Source organism: Neisseria lisongii, assembly GCF_028463985.1.
GTDB classification, from domain to species: domain Bacteria; phylum Pseudomonadota; class Gammaproteobacteria; order Burkholderiales; family Neisseriaceae; genus Neisseria; species Neisseria lisongii.
The window spans coordinates 1,671,907-1,690,422 of the sequence record NZ_CP116766.1 but is presented as its reverse complement, the minus strand read 5'-3'; the positions used below and the strand labels follow the sequence as shown (position 1 = coordinate 1,690,422).

Here is an 18,516-nt window from a genome sequence, read left to right as displayed (position 1 = left end):
GAAAAACGGTTTCGACTTACGCAAGACGGGCAGCGTTCAACAAGCGGCAACGGGCGGTTTTTGAAGAATATTTGCGCCACAACGTTCAGCCCGCCACTTTATTGCTCTGTACAAAATCATTATTCCCGCCCCAGTTTGTCTTCTCCACATTTTAAAGTGAACCATACTGCTTTAAATCCTTAAAATTTCTGCTAAAATCAACCCTGTGCGGCTGTAGGCCGCATTTTCATCCAACCCATTTTCAGACGGCCTTGCTATGCAAAAAACAACGCTTGTTTGGTTCCGCCGCAATCTCAGGCTGGCGGATAATGCCGTGCTGCGTGCGGCGGCGCAGGAAGGGTTGCCGCTGGCAGCCGTTTTCGTGTTTGACAGGCCGTCTGAAAACGACAATCCCCGACAAACGGAATTTCTCTACCGCTCGCTGCAACCGCTGCATCAGGATTTGGGCAGGCTGGGGATTCCGCTGTTTGTGGAACGTGGCGACGCAGCGGAACAAATAGCGGCATGTGCCGCACGGCTGAATGCGGCGGCAGTTTGGGCGGACGAGTCGGCAGCACCCGACGGCAGAGCGTGCGACAACCGGACTTGGCGGCTGCTTGATGCGGCGGGTGTGCGTTTCGAGCGGGCCAACGACCGCAACGTGTTTGCCAAAAACGAAATCATGGGCAACTACGGTTCGCCGATTGCCGATTTCGAGAGCTACCGTCAGGCATGGTTGCGAGCGTTTGAACAGCGTTTCGGCGGTTTTCGTTCTGCAGAAACCTGCGGTTTTAGCTGCGCAGAAACTCGCTACGCTCGTTTTCAGACGGCCTTTGCGGCTTTGCCGCCGTTTCCCGAACGTTCGGCATTGGGCATAACGGAAACCGATTTGGCACAGACGGGCGGCGAAGCGGCGGCGTGGCAGTTGTGGCAGGATTTTGAACCGATGGCGGCAGATTATGCCTTATTGCGGGCGTTTGCCGCCAAAAAATATACCGCCCAACTCGGGCCGTATCTGTCGGCAGGCTGCATTTCGCCCCGTATGCTGGCGGTGCAGGCGGCGCAAAAACAGGCGCATTCGTGGCTCGACAATCTGATTTTGCGGGATTTTTATCATCAGCAACTGTTTCACTTCCCTCCGTCCGATTTGGGCTGGGCGGCAGAATGTTCCGCCGGTGATTTGGCACGCTGGCAGCAGGGGCAGACGGGCTTTCCGCTGATTGATGCCGCCATGCGTTGCCTGAATGCGGGCGGCTGGTTGCACCCGCTGCTGCGGCAGGCAGTGGCGGAATTTTGGTGCGGTATGCTCGGCGGCAGTTGGCAGCACGGTGCGGCATGGTTTGCCCGATGTCAGACCGATTATGATGAGGCCGTCAATATCGGCAACTGGCGCACAGCGGCCAAGCAGGGCGGCAAATCCGACCGCCGCCGTTTGGTGCGGCAAGCCCAGCAGCTCGACCCCGACGGCACGTTTGTCCGCCGCCATCTTCCCGAATTGGCGCATTTGCCCAAAAATTGGATTCATACGCCGTGGCTGGCGGGTTTGGATATTGATTGCCACGGCTATCCGCCGCCGATGGTGTAGGTGGACGGCTGTCGGTTTGGGTTTCGCAGAAACCTGCTTCGCTCGTTTTGGCAAAAACTTCGGTTTTAGCTTCGCAGAACTCATTGCATGAGTTTTAGCTTCGCAGAAACTCGCTTTGCTCATTTTCAGACGGCATTCATGTGGGATTTAAAGAATACGTGCTTAGGCAAGCATGCTACACACGGTTATACACGGTTCTCCCGTCCCGCCGGAGGGAAGGGGTTAGGGGCAGGGTGGCCCGCCGCCATGCTGTGCTTTTTAGTCAATTCACTATAATTTAAAACAGAATATTCAAATAAAAACAAATTATTAAGATAAAAGAAGATGAAAGCCTCAATCAAAGCCGGTTTTGCACAAGTCTGGCTCAATTCTTACGAACGCTACCGTTACCGGCGGCTGATTCATGCCGTCCGCCTCGGTTTGACCGTTTTGCTCGCCACGCTGATTGCACGCCTGCTGCATTTGCAACACGGCGAGTGGATCGGCATGACCGTGTTTATTATTTTGGGTATGCTGCAGTTTCAGGGGGCGATTTATTCCAAAGCGGTGGAACGTATGCTCGGCACGGTTATCGGGCTGGCGGTCGGTTTGAGCGTGTTGTGGTTGAACCAGCACCATTTTCACAACGGGCCGCTGTTTTACCTTGCTGTCGGCGTTGTGAGTGCGGTGTCGGGTTGGTCGGCGGTCGGCAAAAACGGCTATATTCCCATGCTGGCGGGGCTGACGATGTGTATGCTGATCGGCGACAGCGGCGAAGACTGGTTCGACAGCGGGCTGATTCGGGCAATCAATGTGTTAATCGGCGCAGCGATGGCCATCGGTGCCGCCAAACTGTTGCCGCTGCGTTCGACGTTGATGTGGCGCTTTATGCTGGCGGACAACCTGACCGAATGCAGCCGCATTATTCTCGAAGTGGGCAGCGGCCAGAAAATGCCGCATGACCGTTTTCTGCACAATATGAAAAAAATGAAAGAAATCAACGCCCGCATGATTAAAAGCCGCAGCCATTTGGACGCTACTGCGGGCGAGAGCCGCATTCCCAAACACATGATGGAAGCCATGCAGCACACCCACCGCAAAATCGTCAACAGTACCGAACTGCTGCTGACCACCATGAACAAATTGCCCCGCCCCCGCCTCAGCCCCGAAGAAGCCCGCCTGCTCAACCGCCACTTTGTCGCCCTGCAGCGGGAACTGCGTTTGACAGTGCGGCTGATTAAAGGGCATTATGCCCGCCGTATCCGCATTAATACCGACATCAACCCCGAACTGGCAGAGCTGGCGAAACGTTTGCCGTTTGAGTGGCAGGGTTTTTTGTGGCTCGGCACCAATATGCGCAGCGAAGTGGCTTCGCTGGTGGTTCTGCTGCAACGCACCCGCCGCAAATGGCTGGACAAATACGAACTCGAACGCCTGCGCGAACACTTACGCCACCAGAAAACCGCTCAAGCCGACGATACCGCAGACAAGGCCGTCTGAAAACGAACACTGTGAGTTTCAGCGAAGCTAAAACCGCAGGTTTCGCCAAAACGAGCGAAGCGAGTTTCAGCGCAGCTAAAACTCATGCAATGAGTTCTGCGAAGCTAAAACCGCAGGTTTCCACGCAGCAAACAACATTATGTTACTCAAAATCCTCTACACCATACTCTGGCAGATTGCGCCGCCGTTTATCCGCCGCTACCTGAACAAACGGGCGCAGCGGCAGCCCGCCTATGCGGCGCATTGGGACGAGCGTTTCGGCAAACCGTTTGCCGATCCCGTGCAGCGGCCGATATGGATACACGCCGTATCGCTTGGCGAAACCCGTGCCGCCCGCCCGCTGGTCGAAGCCCTGCGCCGCCGCTTCCCCGACAGCCCGCTGCTGCTGACCCAGATGACCCCCACCGGCAGAGCCGCCGCCGAAGCCCTGTTTCCCGAAGCCCAATGCCGTTATTTGCCCTACGACCGGGCCGATTGGGTACGGCAGTTTCTGCAGGAACACCGCCCCCGTTTCGGCGTATTGATGGAAACCGAAATCTGGCCGAACCTGATGGCCGGTTGCAGCGCCGAAGGCGTGCCGCTGTTTCTCGCCAACGCCCGCCTGTCCGAATCTTCGCAGCGGGGCTATCTGAAAGCCCGCAGCCTGATTGCCCCCGCCATGCAGACGCTGGCAGGCTGTTTCGCCCAAACCGAAGCCGACGCAGGCCGTCTGAAAAGCATCGGTGCGGCAAATGTGCAGGTGTGCAGCAACACCAAATACGACATTGTGCCGGATAAAGACATGCACACGCTGGCCGCCGGTTTCCGCCGCCTGATCGGGAAACGCCAAGTCGTCGTGTGCGCCAGCACCCGTTTTTACAAAGGGGAAGACGAGGCCGAAATCCTGCTCAAAGCATGGCAGGATTATCACGGCGATGCCCTTTTGGTGATTGTCCCGCGCCACCCCGAACGTTTTCAGACGGCCTGCGACACCGCCCGCTCGCTCGGTTTCAAAGTGCAACGGCGCAGCAGCGGCGAACACATCGCCGCCGATACCCAAGTCTGGATCGGCGACAGCATGGGCGAATTGGCCGCCTATTATCTGAGCGCCGACATCGCCTTTGTCGGCGGCAGCTTGGTGGACAGCGGTTGCCAAAACATCATCGAAGCCGTCGCTTGCGGCCTACCGACCCTGTTCGGCCCGTCCACCTACAATTTCGCTCAAGCCTGCGCCGAAGCCCAAGCCGTCGGTGCCGCCAAACAAGTTTCCGATGCCCAAACATGGCTGGCGCAAACCCGCCGCTGGCTGGAACACGAAAACGAACGCCGCCAAACCGCCGCCAACGCACAGCACTGGATTGCCGGACGGCAGGGCGGTAGCGAACAGACCGCTGCGGAAATTGCCAAAATTATCGTGAAATAACCCCAAAGCAATACAGCGTTGGCTTCGCCTTGCCGTACTATTTGTACTGTCTTCGGCTTGCCGCCTTGTATTGTTTTGGGGTTATTTCATGATAACGAAAAACAGTAAAAAAAGCCCCCAAAAAGGCGAAAAATAAATTGACACCGTTTTTTTTTTTTTTTTTACAATTAAGGGGTTTAGCCAAATTTTTGGATTTTGGACAAACACTCGGAAAATTTTGAATTTTTATTCATGATGCTATGAAGACCGGACAGCGTGTGCTTGGCCGGTCTCTTTTTGTGGAATATATATAGCGGTTTTAACTATAGATTATTATCGTGAATTTACTTTAAAAGTATTACAGCGTTGGCTCGCCCGGCTCAAAGAGAACGGTTTTTGTAACCGGATTAAACAACAATCCGGACAAAACCTGTCCCGTACTACCTGTACTGTCTTCGGCTCACCGCCTTGTACTACTTTTAAAGTGAATCCACTATATATAAAAAGCCGATAAAACAATATTTTATCGGCTTTTGGGCTTGATGTTTAACTGTTAATTATTGGCAATGCAGCTGCGGATACTGTCTTTGAATGAGGAACCATCATCTAAAATATCATCTACCAAACATTGGTTGTTCCTGCATTGCATCACATAAACCAAATTGGCCGGATTACCAAGATTACGGTATGAAACGCCAACATTTCCATCGTTCAACATGGAAATTTTCAAGCTGCGGCGAATTTCTTTGTGGTTGAGGTCTTGGCCTGAAACAACAACGTCGTAATCAATGCAGCCGAGTTCGCCTTGGGCATAATGTTCATCTTCTTTAAAAACGGCTTTGAAATCATGGCTGGCGTATTTTCGTAAAAGCAGGAGCAGCCCATTTTCCGGGTCTGAATAGATTTTTTGAATGATTTGTCGTTTTTGCTGATTGAAATCTTGAGCATGAGCCAAAGTGGATACGCTGAGTAATGCGGTGAACAATAATAGCGCTTTTTTCATTTTTGCTACCTGTATTTTTGATGATTGATGGACAAGATTATAGGTAGAACAATTGAAAGAACAAGCAAGTAAAAGTATGAATAAACCACTTAAAAGAAGGGAAATAAACACTAATAGTTGTAATACCTGTAAATCGTGAAAAAAAAAGAAATATTCCTTCAAAAGTAAAAGGCCGTCTGAAAACCTGATTTTAGCTGCGCAGAAACTCGTTACACTCGTTTTCAGACGGCCTTGATTGATTCAAACATTCAAACCTTATTTAATCTGACTACCGATAACGCCGCCGAGGGCTGCACCGCCCAAGGTTGAGCCGGTGTCGCCGCCGATCAGGTTGCCGGCCACGCCGCCGACAACAGCTCCGGCGGCGGCACGGCGTTGCTGGGTGGAGAGGTCGGCGCAGGCGGTGAGGGAAGCGGCGAGGGCGATCAGACCCAAGGTTTTGGCGAGGGTGTTCATATTATCAAGCTCCATTTTGAGGATAATCGGAACATCAGTATCGCAGAAAACATCAGTGGAAAATGTAAAGGAAGTTTTAAACTGGGCAAAGTGGGGCGCTCGGCGATATAATCCGCTCAATATGTTACGGAATGCTTTGCTATGAATATTTATGCCGCCGCCCATATCGTCCACCTTTATTGCGCCCTGATTTTTGTCGGCGGCGTGTTTTTTGAGGCACTGGTGCTGTCGGCGCTGCACGGGCGGCGGGTATCGAGGGAGGCGAGGCGGGAGGCGCACGGTGCGGTGTCGCATCGGGCGGTGCGGGTGATGCCGTGGGCGGTGGCGGCGCTGTTTGTTTCCGGCGGGGTGATGGTGTGGGAACGTTATTTGCCGCTGTTGCAGCAGCCGTTTGCTTCATCGTTCGGTGGCTTGCTGGCTTTGAAAATTGTGTTGGCATTCAGTGTGTTGGCACATTTTTTGACGGCGGTTGCGAAAATGGTGCGGCACACGATGACGGCGGCGTGGTCGAAATACATCCATGCGGCGGTATTGGTGCATATGCTGCTGATTGTGTTTTTGGCTAAGGCAATGTTTTATAGCTGAATTTTCAAACTTGTGTGATTGTTTGAAAATAAATGATAATTTTCAGACGGCCTGACGGGTGCGTGTTAGAATGCCTGCGCTTCGGCTTGGTCTTGACGATAGAGTAAATGAAATTAAATCAGAACAAGACGAGGCAAGGTTGTACGGGTTTTAAATTTGTTACGATAAAAGGTAAGGTTTATGGAACATCTTTCCATCGGCACGCCGTTGTTTTACGGCGTGTTTTTTGTCGCAGTATTACTGATGATTGCTGTCGATATGCTGCTGTTGAAGAAAAACGGGGCGCACAAAGTCAGCGTGAAAGAGGCGCTGGCGTGGACGCTGGTGTGGATTGCGGCGGCCTGCGGTTTTGCCGGCTGGCTGTATTTTGAACTGGCGGGCAATCCGGCCTACGGTGCGGCGGTGGCGCAGCAAAAAGTATTGGAATTTTTCACCGGCTATGTGTTGGAAAAATCGCTGGCGGTGGACAATATTTTTGTATTCCTGATGATTTTCAGCTATTTCAAAATTCCCGACCAATATCAGCACCGTGTGCTGCTGTACGGCGTATTGGGGGCATTAATCCTGCGGGCGGTGATGATTTTTGCCGGTGCGGTGCTGGTGCGTGAATTTGAATGGATTTTGTACTTGTTCGGCGCATTTTTGCTGTACACCGGCGTGAAAATGATGGCACCGGACGGCGATGACGAGGAAGATTTGTCGCAAAACCGTATGGTCGGTTGGTTGCAGAAACGGATTGCGGTCAGCAAAAATCTCGACGGCGAAAAATTCTTTACGCTGGAAAACGGCAAACGCATGGCAACGCCGCTGCTGCTGGTGTTGGTGATGGTGGAATTGAGCGACGTGGTGTTTGCGGTGGACAGCATTCCGGCGGTTTTTGCCGTAACCACCGATCCGTTTATCGTGCTGACATCCAATATTTTCGCCATTTTGGGTTTGCGGGCGATGTATTTCCTGCTCGCCGACATCGCCGACCGCTTCGTGTTTCTGAAATACGGGCTGGCGTTTGTGTTGAGCTTTATCGGCATTAAAATGCTGATGATGCACTGGGTACACATTCCGATTGCCGTATCGCTGTCGGTGGTGTTCGGCGCACTGGGCGCTTCGGTGCTGATTTCAATGATTTACAGCCGCCGTTTGCAAAAAGCGGGCGAATAAGCCTGAACCGGATACAGCAAGGCCGTCTGAAAACCGATTTTCAGACGGCCTTGTTTACAGCGTGAAGCCAACTTATTTGCTGGCAGCGTCTTTTACCGCATCTTTTACTTCGGCAGCAGCGTCTTTCACCGCATCGCCGGTTTTGGCAGCAGCATCTTTCACCGCGTCGGCAGTTTTACCGGCCACTTCTTTGGCGGTTTCTTTGGCATCGGCAGCCGCATCTTTCATCGCTTCTTTGGCATCAGCGGCGGCTTCTTTAGCCTCGGCAACAGCGTTACCGGCAGCATCTTGGGCAGACGCAGCGGCAGTTTCGCCCATTTCGGCAGCAGAAGCAGCAGCGGCTTCAACGGCAGAAGCAGCTTGGTCTTTGGCAGCAGCTACATCAGAAGCAACCGCTTGGGCGGCTTCTTGGGTTTCTTGTTTGGCCTCTTGCGAGCAGGCGGTCAGGCCGGCGGCCAGCAGGGCGGCGATCAGCAGTTTTTTCATGGATTTAGTCCTTAAAATCAAAAATCATATTGTTCAAACAGTTTGCGGGCGTTAATGTGTGTGTTCACCCTCAAACCGTGCCAAATGATAGCACAGCACATGAGCAAAGGTCGGCATTTTTCAAATTCAATGTCATTTTTTACAATAAAAAGCAAAAAACGCTTGACGGCGGGAAACGGTATGCGTAAAATACGCAGCCTATCGGGTCGTTAGCTCAGTCGGTAGAGCAGCGGACTTTTAATCCGTTGGTCGAAGGTTCGAATCCTTCACGACCCACCACATTTTTTTATTCATTTATATCCTCCTTTCTGAATTGATAAATGGTTGAGACCTGCTGACGAGCAGGTCTTTTTTTATCCGTACTTACCGCCGATTGATGGCAAAAACACCTGATATGGCGTAAAATGGCGGTTATTTATCATTTATTGCATAGATAGCCGAACCGGTTATCCTATATACATTCAAGGCCGTCTGAAAACGGCCGGTTTTATCTTGGAAACATTATGAGCGAACACAATCCGGTCGAACAATTCGACGAAAACCAGATTATTGCCCTGCGCCGCGAGAAATTGAACGAAATCCGCAAAAACGGCATTGCCTTCCCCAACCAATACCGCCGAGACGCTTTTGCCGCCGATTTGCAGGCGCAATACGGCAGCTTGGAAAAAGCCGAACTCGATCCGCAGGAAGTGGCGGTTAAAGTGGCCGGCCGCATGATGCTACAGCGGGCGATGGGCAAAGCAAGTTTTGCCACCATTCAAGACGTGAGCGGCCAGATTCAGGTTTACGTGAACAATCAGGGCGTGGGCGAAGAAGCGCATAATGCGTTCAAACACTGGGACTTGGGCGACATCATCGGCGTGGAAGGTACGCTGTTTAAAACCAACCACGGCGAATTGACCATTCGTGCCGCCAAGCTGCACCTGCTGACCAAATCGCTACGTCCGTTGCCCGACAAACATAAAGGCTTGGCGGATCAGGAAACCAAATACCGCCAGCGTTATGTCGATCTGATTGCCAATGCCGACAGTCGGGAAGTGTTCTTCAAACGCAGCAAAATCATTCAAACCATCCGCAACTATATGGTTAATGAGCGTTATCTCGAAGTTGAAACCCCAATGATGCACCCGATTCCGGGCGGCGCAGCGGCCAAACCCTTCGTTACCCACCACAATGCGCTGGATATGCCGCTGTATCTGCGGATTGCGCCCGAACTGTATCTGAAACGGCTGGTTATCGGCGGCTTTGAGCGGGTATTTGAAATCAACCGCAGCTTCCGCAACGAAGGCATGTCGGTGCGCCACAATCCCGAATTTACCATGATGGAATTTTACGAAGCGTTCTGTACTTACGAACGCATGATGGAAATGACCGAAGGCGTGATTCGGGCAGCGGCGCAAGCCGTATGCGGCACGGCAAAAATCAGCTACAATGGCAAAGAAGTCGATTTGGAAAGCCCGTTCGAGCGGCTGACCATTCTGCAGGCGATTAAAAAATACAACCCACATTACACCGACGAACAACTGTTTGACGAAGCATGGCTGAAAGAAGAAATCGTCAAACTGGGCGAAAAACTTCCACCGTCGCCGGGTATCGGCAGCCTGCAGTTGGCATTGTTTGAAGGCTGCGCCGAAGGCAAATTGTGGAATCCGACCTTCATTATCGACTATCCGGTCGAAGTATCGCCGCTGGCCCGTGCCTCCGACACCAAACCGGGTTTGACCGACCGCTTCGAATTATTCGTAGTCGGCCGGGAATTGGCCAACGGTTATTCCGAGTTGAACGACCCCGAAGATCAGGCGGAACGCTTCAAAGCCCAAGTGGCGCAAAAAGATGCCGGCGACGACGAAGCCATGCACTACGATGCCGACTATATCCGCGCCATGGAATTCGGCTTGCCGCCGACTGGCGGCTCCGGCATCGGCCTCGACCGCTTGGTTATGCTGCTGACCGATTCACAAACCATCCGCGACGTTATCCTGTTCCCGCAAATGCGTCCGGAATAATTGGGACAAGATAACCCGATTTAGCCCAAACCGCCCGCTTGAGCAGGGCGGTTTTTTTCATTATTGGTTTGAGAAAATTATGGAATATAGCGAATTTACAATATAACAGCAGATTGGTGTCAGCTAATGATGGGCATGCTAATGCTTATTGATGCCGTCTGAAAACCGAAGGTTTCAGACGGCCTTTGCCCTATTTCCGAGTTTGGTTTTGAAAAAAATGTAAAGATATTCACATTGATTGTTAACAAAATTTGAATCTGATACAATCTGCGGCGGTTTGTGGCGGCGGTTTCCGATTGGGAAGGCCGTCTGAAAATACTGATTATTGAAAGGGCTATGATGACTGAATCATTGCATGCGTTGGTGAATGCCATCAACGGGCCGATGTGGAACGGCTTGATTTTTGTTTTGTTGGGGGTCGGTGTGTTTTTTACGCTGGCGACCGGATTTGTACAGTTCCGCCTGTTCGGACAGAGTATTCGAGCAATGCTCGGCGGCCGCAAGCAGGGCGATGATCCGCATGGGATTACGCCGTTTCAGGCGTTTGTAACCGGCTTGGCGAGCCGTGTCGGCGTGGGCAATATTGCCGGTGTGGCGATTGCCATCAGCGTCGGCGGCCCGGGGGCGGTGTTTTGGATGTGGCTGGTGGCCTTGATCGGTATGAGTTCTGCTTTTGCCGAATCTTCGCTGGCGCAGCTGTTTAAAATCCGTGATTACGACAACCATCATTTCCGCGGCGGTCCGGCGTATTATATTACCCAAGGTCTGGGTCAGCGCTGGTTAGGCATATTGTTCGCCCTGAGCCTGATTTTCTGTTTCGGCTTTGTGTATGAAGCGGTGCAGGCGAACTCGATTGTGGCGGCGGCCGAAGTGGCGTGGGGCTGGAACAAACACGCTGTCGGCGTGGGCTTGGTGATTCTGACGGCACCGATTATTTTCGGCGGCATCCGCCGTGTGGCCCGTTGGTCGGAAGCGATTGTGCCGGTGATGGCAACGCTGTATCTGCTGATGGCGCTGTATGTGATTGCGACCAATATTTCTATGGTGCCGCAAGTGTTTGCGTTGATTTTCAACAATGCCTTCCATTGGGATTCCGCCGGCGGCGGCCTGTTGGGCGGTTTGATTTCGCAAACCATGATGATGGGTATCAAGCGAGGTCTGTATTCCAACGAAGCCGGTCAGGGTTCGGCACCGAATGCGGCTGCGGCGGCCGAGGTGAAACATCCGGTGTCGCAAGGCATGATTCAAATGTTGGGCGTGTTTGTCGATACCATGATTGTCTGCTCTTGTACCGCATTTATTGTGTTGATGTCGGATGTTCAGTTTGGCTCGGACTTGAGCGGCGTGCAGCTGACGCAGGCGGCGATTGTCAGCCATGTGGGTAACTGGGGTGCCGATTTCTTGGCGGTGGTGCTGTTTATGTTTGCCTTTTCGACCATTATCGGCAACTACGCTTACGCCGAATCCAATGTTCAGTTTATTAAGAGCAACTGGCTGATTTTGACCATTTTCCGCATGGGCGTGCTGGGCATGGTGTATTTCGGCTCGGTAACCAGTGTGCCGCTGGTGTGGGACATGGCGGATATGGCGATGGGTACGATGGCGTGGATTAACCTGATTGCGATTGTTCTGCTGTCGCCGCTGGTGTTCCTGCTGCTGAAAGACTATACCGCCAAGCTGAAAATGGGCAAAGACCCTGAATTTAAGCTATCCGAACACCCCGGTTTGAAACGCAAAGTAAAATCGGATATTTGGTAAGTTAAACTCGGCTTGATAGAATGATTGAGGCCGTCTGAAAACTGAACTGTCGGTTTTCAGACGGCCTTGTTTGATGTGAAATAAAAAACCATCGGTTGCACCGATGGTTTTTGCCGTATTGACATAGTGGATTCCTTTCAAAACAGAACAGCGTTGGCTTCGCCTTGCCGCCTTGTCCTCTTTTAAAATTGAATCCGCTATATTTTCTGAACCAGACACTCAACCGTTGATAAACGTTACGCCGGCCAGCTGCGATTTCATAATCGCCGTTTTCAGCGTATTCAGGGCTTTGGGGCGGACGAAATTGCGGCGGTAGGCGAGTACCACCCGCCGTTGTGGGGCGACACCGGCAAACGGGATAATGCTGAACAGCATATGGTCGTTTTCGGTGAGCGCCGTGGCGGGCATAATGCTGATGGCCAAGCCGCTGGCGACCATGTGGCGGATGGTATTGATGGAGCTTCCCTGCAGCGTATTGGTCAGGCCTTGGATTTTCTGCTTGGTCGCCAATTCCGAACAGCTTGCCAATACCTGATCGCGCATACAGTTGCCCTCGGTCAGCAGCAATACCTGTTCTTCCGCCAGCATTTGCGGCGTAACCGAATCCAGTTCCTCAAACGCATGGCCTTTGGGGACAATCACGAAAAACGGTTCGTCATACAAAGGCTCGGTGATGATGCCCGGTTCGTGAAACGGCTCGGCAACGACCAATGCGTCCAAATCGCCCCGTTTGAGCGATTCGGTCAGCGTTTGGGTATAGTTTTCCTCCAGCATCAGCGGCATTTTCGGTGCGGTTTTGCGCAGGGCGACAATCAGTTTGGGCAGCAGATATGGCGCAACCGTAAAAATCAGCCCCAGTTTGAATGCGCCCTCAAGCTCGTTTTGCTCTTCGGTGGCCAAATGCCGGATCAGGTCGGCTTCTTCCAATACCCGCCGGGCTTGGGCAACGATGCGCTCGCCCGCTTCGGTGGTGATGATGTCGTTGCTGCTGCGGTCAAACAGGGAAACTGACAGCTCTTCCTCCAGCTTTTTGATGGCGATGGAAAGCGTCGGCTGGCTGACAAAACAGCGGCGGGCGGCCCGCCCGAAATGACGCTCTTGTGCGACTGCGACAATATAACGCAATTCGGTCAGGGTCATGTCTTAGGCCTTTTTTTGTTCCGGCAGGGTAATATTCAGTTCGAGTACGTCCAAGCCGTCTTGTTTTTCTTGGGAAATACGGATGTCGTCCAAGGAAACATTGACGTATTTCGACAAAACTTCCAACAGCTCTTTACGCAGCGTCGGCAGATAGTCCGGTGCGGTTTCGCCGGTGGTGGCACGCTCTTGGGCAATGATGATTTGCAGGCGGTCTCGGGCAACGCTGGCCGATTTCGGTTTTTTGCCAAACAGCAGATCGATTAAAGACATGGATCAGCCTCCGAACAGTCGTTTGAAAAAGCCTTTTTTCTCGGCTTCGAGGAAACGCATTGGGCGGTTTTCACCCAACAGGCGGGCAATAACGTCTTTATAGGCTTCGGCGGCCACGGCGCTTTGCTGGTGAATCACCGGCTCGCCCGCATTAGAGGCCTGCAATACGTTTTGCGACTCGGGAATCACGCCGATCAGCGGAATGCGCAGAATGTCGCAGATGTCTTGTACGGACAGCATTTCGCCTTTTTCCACACGCTCGGGCGAATAGCGGGTAATCAGCAGGTGTTCTTTCACCGTTTGGCCTTGTTCGGCTTTGCGGGACTTGCTTTGCAAAATGCCCAAAATGCGGTCGGAGTCGCGCACGCTGGATACTTCTGGATTGGTGGTAACAATGGCTTCATCGGCAAAGTAAAGCGCCATCAGAGCGCCCTGTTCGATACCGGCAGGCGAGTCGCAGATAATGTATTCGAAGCCCATTTTCTTGCTACCCAGCTCTTTCATCACTTTTTCCACGCCTTCACGGGTCAGAGCGTCTTTGTCCCGAGTTTGCGAAGCCGGCAGGATAAACAGGTTTTCGCAGTTTTTATCTTTAATCAGCGCCTGAGTCAGCGTCGCTTCGCCCTGAATCACGTTGATTAAGTCGTAAACGACACGGCGTTCGCAGCCCATAATCAGGTCGAGGTTGCGCAAGCCGACATCGAAGTCGATAACGGCGGTTTTATGGCCGCGCAGCGCCAGACCGGTTGCAATGCTGGCGCTGGTCGTTGTTTTGCCGACACCGCCTTTTCCTGAGGTTACTACAATGATTTTTGCCACGATAATTTCCTTTTAAAATGCTTGAGGGAGCAACTTATTCTGCGTCAATCGCACTAATCACCAGACGGTTGTCCTGCAAGGAAACCTGAACCGGCTGTTTGTGCAGATGAGCGGGTAAATCCTGTTCGAAATTGCGGTAGATACCGGCCACGGAAACCAGTTCCGCCTGCATGGAATGGATAAAAATCCGGGCTTCGGTATTGCCGGCCGCACCGGCCAGCGCCCGCCCCCGCATAGGGGCGTAAATATGGATATTGCCGTCGGCAATCAGTTCCGCCCCTTGGCTGACGGCGCCGGTAACGATCAAATCGCTGTTTTCCGCATACACTTGCTGGCCGGTGCGTACCGGCGTGCTGACCAATACGGTCGGGCGGCAGCCACTTTCTGCAGCTGCGGCGCTTGGTGCAGGCGGCGGTTCGTATGCCGCCGCAGGTTGCGGCTCGGCCGTATTTTGCAGCGGTTCGGTGTTTTTCGGGTTTTGGTTGAAAAACAGATGATGATACGCAGCATAAGCCGCCCACGCCGCATCATCGTGCCGCAGGCTGATAATCCGCATACCGTAACGGGCAAACAGCCCGATAACGGCAGCGGTATCGAGCATTTCGGGGTTGGGAAAATCCTGAACGTCCAAAATAAACGGAACCGTGTCCAGTTCCCGATATTGTCCGGCGATTTGGCTCAATGCGGCTTCCAGTTCCGCTAAATCTGCAGTGTGCAGATGAACGGCAAGCACGTCCAAACGGGCCGATTTGACTTCAAAAGCAGGTTTCATCAAACTTCCTTGCTGGTCGAATCCACCCCCGAAGATAAACTTGACAGCCCGTCTGTCGGGGAGAGTAGAATTCGGCAGATGTGGCAGCGTTGCCGCACCATAAAATTTTTCAATGGCGTAAGTTTACCCTGTAAATCCATACTATTCAATCCATCTATGCCGTCTGAATTCAAAAAAACATGCCATATTATCGGTGCCGGACGTGTCGGCAAAACGCTGGCATTACTGCTGTCGCAGCAGCACACATGGCGCTTGTCGCACATCGTCAGCAGCAGCCTGTCGCCGTCCGCCGTTTCCGCCGAAGTTTGCCGCTCTGTTGCACAATTACCACCGGCGGATGCCGTTTTGCTTGCCGTACCCGATGATGCCATCGAAACCGTGGCGCTTGCCTTAGCCGACAGCCCCCATTTTCGGGCGGGAACGCTGGCGGTGCATTTAAGCGGTGCCAAAACCGTTGCTGCTCTTGCCGCCGTAACCGAACGGGGTGGCTTGGCGGGCAGCCTGCATCCGGTGTTTGCCTTTGCCGATCCCGTTTTGGCGGCGGCCAACCTTGCCGGAAGCCTGTGTGCCTTGGAAACGCAGGATCAGCGGGCATTGGCATTGCTGACCGAATTGGCGCAAATTTTGGGTCTGCAGCCCTTTACCGTGCTGTCCGAATACAAAAGCCGTTACCATGCCGCCCTGTCTGCAGCGTCCAATTTTAGCATCACGCTGGCGGGCTTTGCCCGCAATTTGTTAAGCACCATCGCCTTGCCCGACGATTTGGCGCAGCGGCTGGTGTACCGCCTGATGAAACAAAGCATAGAAAACCTCGCCGCCCTGTCACCCGAACAGGCGCTGACCGGCCCGATTGTGCGGGGCGACACCGCTACGGTGGCGGCACATCTGTCGGCGATGACGGCGGAAGAACAGGCATTTTACCGAGTGTTGGCGCAAGCAACGGCCGAACTCGCCGCAGGCCGTCTGAAAATGAGCGAAGCGAATTGCTGCGAAGCTAAAATTCAGGCGGCGCAGGCAATGCGGGCGGTTTTGCGGCAACAGACGGAATAATATCGAAAATAGATGGAATGAAGGCCGTCTGAAAACTTGGCGATACAGAAATTCTGCTTTGCTCAGTTTTCAGACGGCCTGTGTTTACGGAAGTTTAGCGGTCGGTTTGTTCAAACAGCTGCAAGTGGTTGCGTGCCAGCGTATCGGCGGCTGCGGCGATGCCGGCCAGCCCCGCCAGCGACAGGGCGGCAATGGCGAGGTATTTTTTAATCATGGCGGTTTCCTTGGCTGTATGGGGAATGCGTATGATACGGGTGGCGGCTGTTAATCGGTGCGGGGCGTGTGCAAATATTGTCGGTAAAACGGTTAAAGTGGATTCACTATAATGAATCCACTTAATAAACCGTACGATTTTCAAACATACTCGTCATTCCGACGAAAGTCGGAATCCATCTATCAGATTCAGAAACCGTAAAGAAAAACAGTTACCTAAGCCGCCGAAATGGATTCCGACTTTCGTCGGAATGACGGGCATGTTGGGTTTGATATGTACTGGAAATTTGGCTAATTCACTATATAGTTAGAACACCGAATTTTCCATACAAAAGCAGGCGTAGATTGTGGTTAGCGAGGCACGAGCGTAACCCGACAAAATCTTATGTTTCAAGGTATTTTCAATCATGTTGGGTCTCGACCCAACCTACGCCCTGTTTAAAAACTGTATGGATTATCGTGAATTCACTTTAAAAGTATTACAGCGTTGGCTCGCCTAGCCGTACTACCTGTACCGTCTGCGGCTCGCCGCCTTGTACTACTTTTAAAGTGAATCCACTATATTTTGACTGCAGGCGGTGAGGCCGTCTGAAAATGGGGTTTGCCGAAAAAGAAAAAAGCCGCACATGAACAATGTGCGGCTGATGTGTTTATCGGTTTAGTGATGGATACCCAGCACTTTGGCGGTGTGGGAAATGATTTCTTCCGCCAAATCGGTGTTGTCGTTGAGCTTGATGCCGTAGCCCGGAATCAGTTCCTGCAGGCGGGTTTTCCATGTTTCGGCTCGTTCCGGGAAGCAGGTGTGCATCAGGCGCAGCATCAGCGGTACGGCGGTTGATGCGCCCGGCGATGCGCCGAGCAGGGCGGCAAGCGAGCCGTCGGAATGGGTAACCAGTTCGGTGCCGAACTGCAAAACGCCGCCTTTTTTGGCATCTTTTTTAATGACTTGCACCCGTTGGCCGGCGGTAATCAGTTCCCAGTCGTCGGGGTTGGCCTGCGGATAGTATTCCAGCAGTGAGGCGATGCGTTCTTCTTTGGTTTTGCGCAATTCGCCGATCAGGTATTTGGTCAGCGGCATATTGTCCCAACCGGCGTGCAGAATCGGCATCAGGTTGTCGAGATGAATCGAGCGGGGCAAGTCCATCAGCGAGCCTTGTTTGAGGAAGTTGGGTTTGAAGCCGGCATAAGGGCCGAACATCAGGAAGCGTTTGCCGTCCACATGGCGGGTATCCAAATGCGGTACGGACATCGGCGGCGCACCGACCGAGGCTTGGCCGTACACTTTGGCATTGTGTTGGGCGGCGGTGGCTTCGTCGTTGTTGCGCAAAAACAGGCCGGATACGGGGAAACCGCCGTAGCCTTTGCCTTCGGGAATGCCGGTTTTTTGCAGCAGCGACAGTGCGCCGCCGCCTGCGCCCAAGAATACGAAGCGGCTGCGGAAGGTGAGCGGATTGTCGCCGTTATCGGTGGCAACGGTTTTGATGACCCATGCGTTGTCGGCTTCCCGGCTGATGTTTTCCACATGGCGGTTTAATTTGAGTTTCACGCCTTTTGAGGTCAGGTATTGCACCATTTGGCGGGTCAGGCTGCCGAAATCGACATCGGTGCCTTCGGCGGAATAGGTGGCGGCAACCGGCTGGCTTTCCTGACGGCCGTTGATGGTCAGCGGCGCCCATTCGGCGATTTTGGCACGGTCGGTGGAAAATTCCATTTTTTCAAACAGTTTCTGCGTTTTGAAGGCATCGAAACGTTTGTGCATATAGGCGCAGTGGTCGGCATTCATCACCAGCGACATGTGCGGCACGCTGTTGATAAACGAGCGGTCGGTCAGTTTGCCTTCTTCAACCAGAGAGGCCCACAGTTGGCGGCTGATGTGGAACTGTTCGGCAATGCCCAGCGCGCGGGTCGGATCAACCGTACCGTCTGCGCCCAGCGGGGCATAGTTGAGCTCGCACAGGGCGGAGTGGCCGGTACCGGCATTGTTGAATGCCTGCGAAGATTCGAGCGCAACATCGTTCAGCCGTTCGATAATGGTGATTTCCCAAGACGGTTCGAGTTCTTTCAACAGAATGCCGAGTGTGGCACTCATAATTCCCCCACCTACCAATACGACATCGGTTGCTTCAGCCATGGTTCATACTCCTAAAGAATAAGCCTGTCGTTAAAATGTTTATTTTTCAGACGGCCTTGGTTTGCCGCCGCTGCGGAAAATAATTTTTTTAACGCTCTCTTTGCTTTTATGATTATTTTTTAAACACGAATCCGCACGAGTGCGGATTGTTGACATATTTACCCAAGAATTTAGTAGATTTTTCAGAGAAATGCAAAGAATTTATGCAGCGGGGGCATATATTTTTTAGCCCCCGTTGCGGTGCG

The 18,516-nt window shown here is 52.8% G+C and carries 16 protein-coding genes and 1 tRNA gene; 9 read left to right on the top strand and 8 right to left on the bottom strand.

Going from position 1 to position 18,516, the window contains the following annotated elements; translation table 11 throughout:
- Positions 1-256 precede the first annotated feature (256 nt).
- From PJU73_RS07780 to waaA, 3 genes are all read left to right on the top strand, one after another.
- Positions 257-1,564 carry an FAD-binding domain-containing protein gene (locus PJU73_RS07780; protein ID WP_237090754.1) on the top strand — a complete coding sequence of 436 codons (1,308 nt, stop codon included), beginning with the start codon at positions 257-259 and terminating at the stop codon, positions 1,562-1,564.
- 324 nt (positions 1,565-1,888) lie between these two features.
- Positions 1,889-3,043 (top strand): FUSC family protein, encoded by a 1,155-nt coding sequence (locus tag PJU73_RS07775; RefSeq protein WP_237090755.1) that lies wholly within the window; start codon positions 1,889-1,891, stop codon positions 3,041-3,043.
- Positions 3,044-3,182: 139 nt separating this feature from the next.
- Positions 3,183-4,445: a lipid IV(A) 3-deoxy-D-manno-octulosonic acid transferase gene (waaA, locus tag PJU73_RS07770; RefSeq protein ID WP_237090756.1), complete on the top strand. Its 1,263-nt coding sequence runs from the start codon at positions 3,183-3,185 to the stop codon at positions 4,443-4,445.
- A gap of 532 nt (positions 4,446-4,977) precedes the next feature.
- Here waaA and PJU73_RS07765 read toward each other — a convergent pair.
- Together PJU73_RS07765 and PJU73_RS07760 are read right to left on the bottom strand one after the other, a co-directional pair.
- Complete coding sequence (locus PJU73_RS07765; RefSeq protein ID WP_237090757.1) at positions 4,978-5,427, bottom strand: hypothetical protein; 450 nt, start codon at positions 5,425-5,427, stop codon at positions 4,978-4,980.
- A 255-nt stretch (positions 5,428-5,682) separates the two neighbouring features.
- Positions 5,683-5,883, bottom strand: coding sequence for a YMGG-like glycine zipper-containing protein (locus tag PJU73_RS07760; RefSeq protein WP_237090758.1), 201 nt, complete (start codon positions 5,881-5,883; stop codon positions 5,683-5,685).
- Between the two features lie 141 nt (positions 5,884-6,024).
- Here PJU73_RS07760 and PJU73_RS07755 point away from each other — a divergent pair, with 141 nt between their 5' ends.
- Both PJU73_RS07755 and PJU73_RS07750 read left to right on the top strand, forming a co-directional pair.
- Entirely contained in the window at positions 6,025-6,468 is a 444-nt protein-coding gene (locus PJU73_RS07755; protein ID WP_237090759.1) for a CopD family copper resistance protein, read from the top strand.
- 180 nt (positions 6,469-6,648) lie between these two features.
- Positions 6,649-7,626: a TerC family protein gene (locus PJU73_RS07750; RefSeq protein WP_237090760.1), complete on the top strand. Its 978-nt coding sequence runs from the start codon at positions 6,649-6,651 to the stop codon at positions 7,624-7,626.
- Between the two features lie 72 nt (positions 7,627-7,698).
- Here PJU73_RS07750 and PJU73_RS07745 read toward each other — a convergent pair whose 3' ends face one another.
- On the bottom strand, positions 7,699-8,112 hold the full coding sequence (locus PJU73_RS07745) for a hypothetical protein (RefSeq protein ID WP_237090761.1): 414 nt from the start codon (positions 8,110-8,112) through the stop codon (positions 7,699-7,701).
- Between the two features lie 203 nt (positions 8,113-8,315).
- Here PJU73_RS07745 and PJU73_RS07740 point away from each other — a divergent pair.
- The 3 genes from PJU73_RS07740 (at position 8,316) to PJU73_RS07730 (ending at position 11,876) form a co-directional block, all read left to right on the top strand.
- Positions 8,316-8,391 (top strand) — tRNA-Lys (locus PJU73_RS07740).
- A gap of 224 nt (positions 8,392-8,615) precedes the next feature.
- Positions 8,616-10,118 carry a lysine--tRNA ligase gene (lysS, locus tag PJU73_RS07735; RefSeq protein ID WP_237090762.1) on the top strand — a complete coding sequence of 501 codons (1,503 nt, stop codon included), beginning with the start codon at positions 8,616-8,618 and terminating at the stop codon, positions 10,116-10,118.
- A gap of 336 nt (positions 10,119-10,454) precedes the next feature.
- Positions 10,455-11,876, top strand: a complete 1,422-nt coding sequence (locus PJU73_RS07730) for an alanine/glycine:cation symporter family protein (RefSeq protein WP_371871482.1) — start codon at positions 10,455-10,457, stop codon at positions 11,874-11,876.
- Positions 11,877-12,095: 219 nt separating this feature from the next.
- Here PJU73_RS07730 and PJU73_RS07725 read toward each other — a convergent pair whose 3' ends face one another.
- The 4 genes from PJU73_RS07725 to minC are packed head-to-tail and all read right to left on the bottom strand — an operon-like array spanning position 12,096 to position 14,877.
- Positions 12,096-13,016 (bottom strand): hydrogen peroxide-inducible genes activator, encoded by a 921-nt coding sequence (locus tag PJU73_RS07725; protein WP_237090763.1) that lies wholly within the window; start codon positions 13,014-13,016, stop codon positions 12,096-12,098.
- 3 nt (positions 13,017-13,019) lie between these two features.
- A complete protein-coding gene (minE, locus tag PJU73_RS07720) occupies positions 13,020-13,286 on the bottom strand; it encodes a cell division topological specificity factor MinE (protein ID WP_237090764.1) in 267 nt (88 codons plus the stop codon).
- A gap of 3 nt (positions 13,287-13,289) precedes the next feature.
- Positions 13,290-14,105, bottom strand: coding sequence for a septum site-determining protein MinD (gene minD, locus PJU73_RS07715; protein WP_237090765.1), 816 nt, complete (start codon positions 14,103-14,105; stop codon positions 13,290-13,292).
- 34 nt (positions 14,106-14,139) lie between these two features.
- The gene (gene minC, locus PJU73_RS07710; protein WP_237090766.1) at positions 14,140-14,877 is read right to left on the bottom strand and encodes a septum site-determining protein MinC; all 738 of its coding nucleotides are present in this window, start codon (positions 14,875-14,877) and stop codon (positions 14,140-14,142) included.
- A 156-nt stretch (positions 14,878-15,033) separates the two neighbouring features.
- Here minC and PJU73_RS07705 point away from each other — a divergent pair, with 156 nt between their 5' ends.
- The gene (locus PJU73_RS07705; RefSeq protein WP_237090767.1) at positions 15,034-15,927 is read left to right on the top strand and encodes a Rossmann-like and DUF2520 domain-containing protein; all 894 of its coding nucleotides are present in this window, start codon (positions 15,034-15,036) and stop codon (positions 15,925-15,927) included.
- Between the two features lie 871 nt (positions 15,928-16,798).
- Here PJU73_RS07705 and PJU73_RS07700 read toward each other — a convergent pair.
- Positions 16,799-18,271, bottom strand: coding sequence for a malate:quinone oxidoreductase (locus tag PJU73_RS07700; protein WP_237090768.1), 1,473 nt, complete (start codon positions 18,269-18,271; stop codon positions 16,799-16,801).
- Positions 18,272-18,516 lie beyond the last annotated feature (245 nt).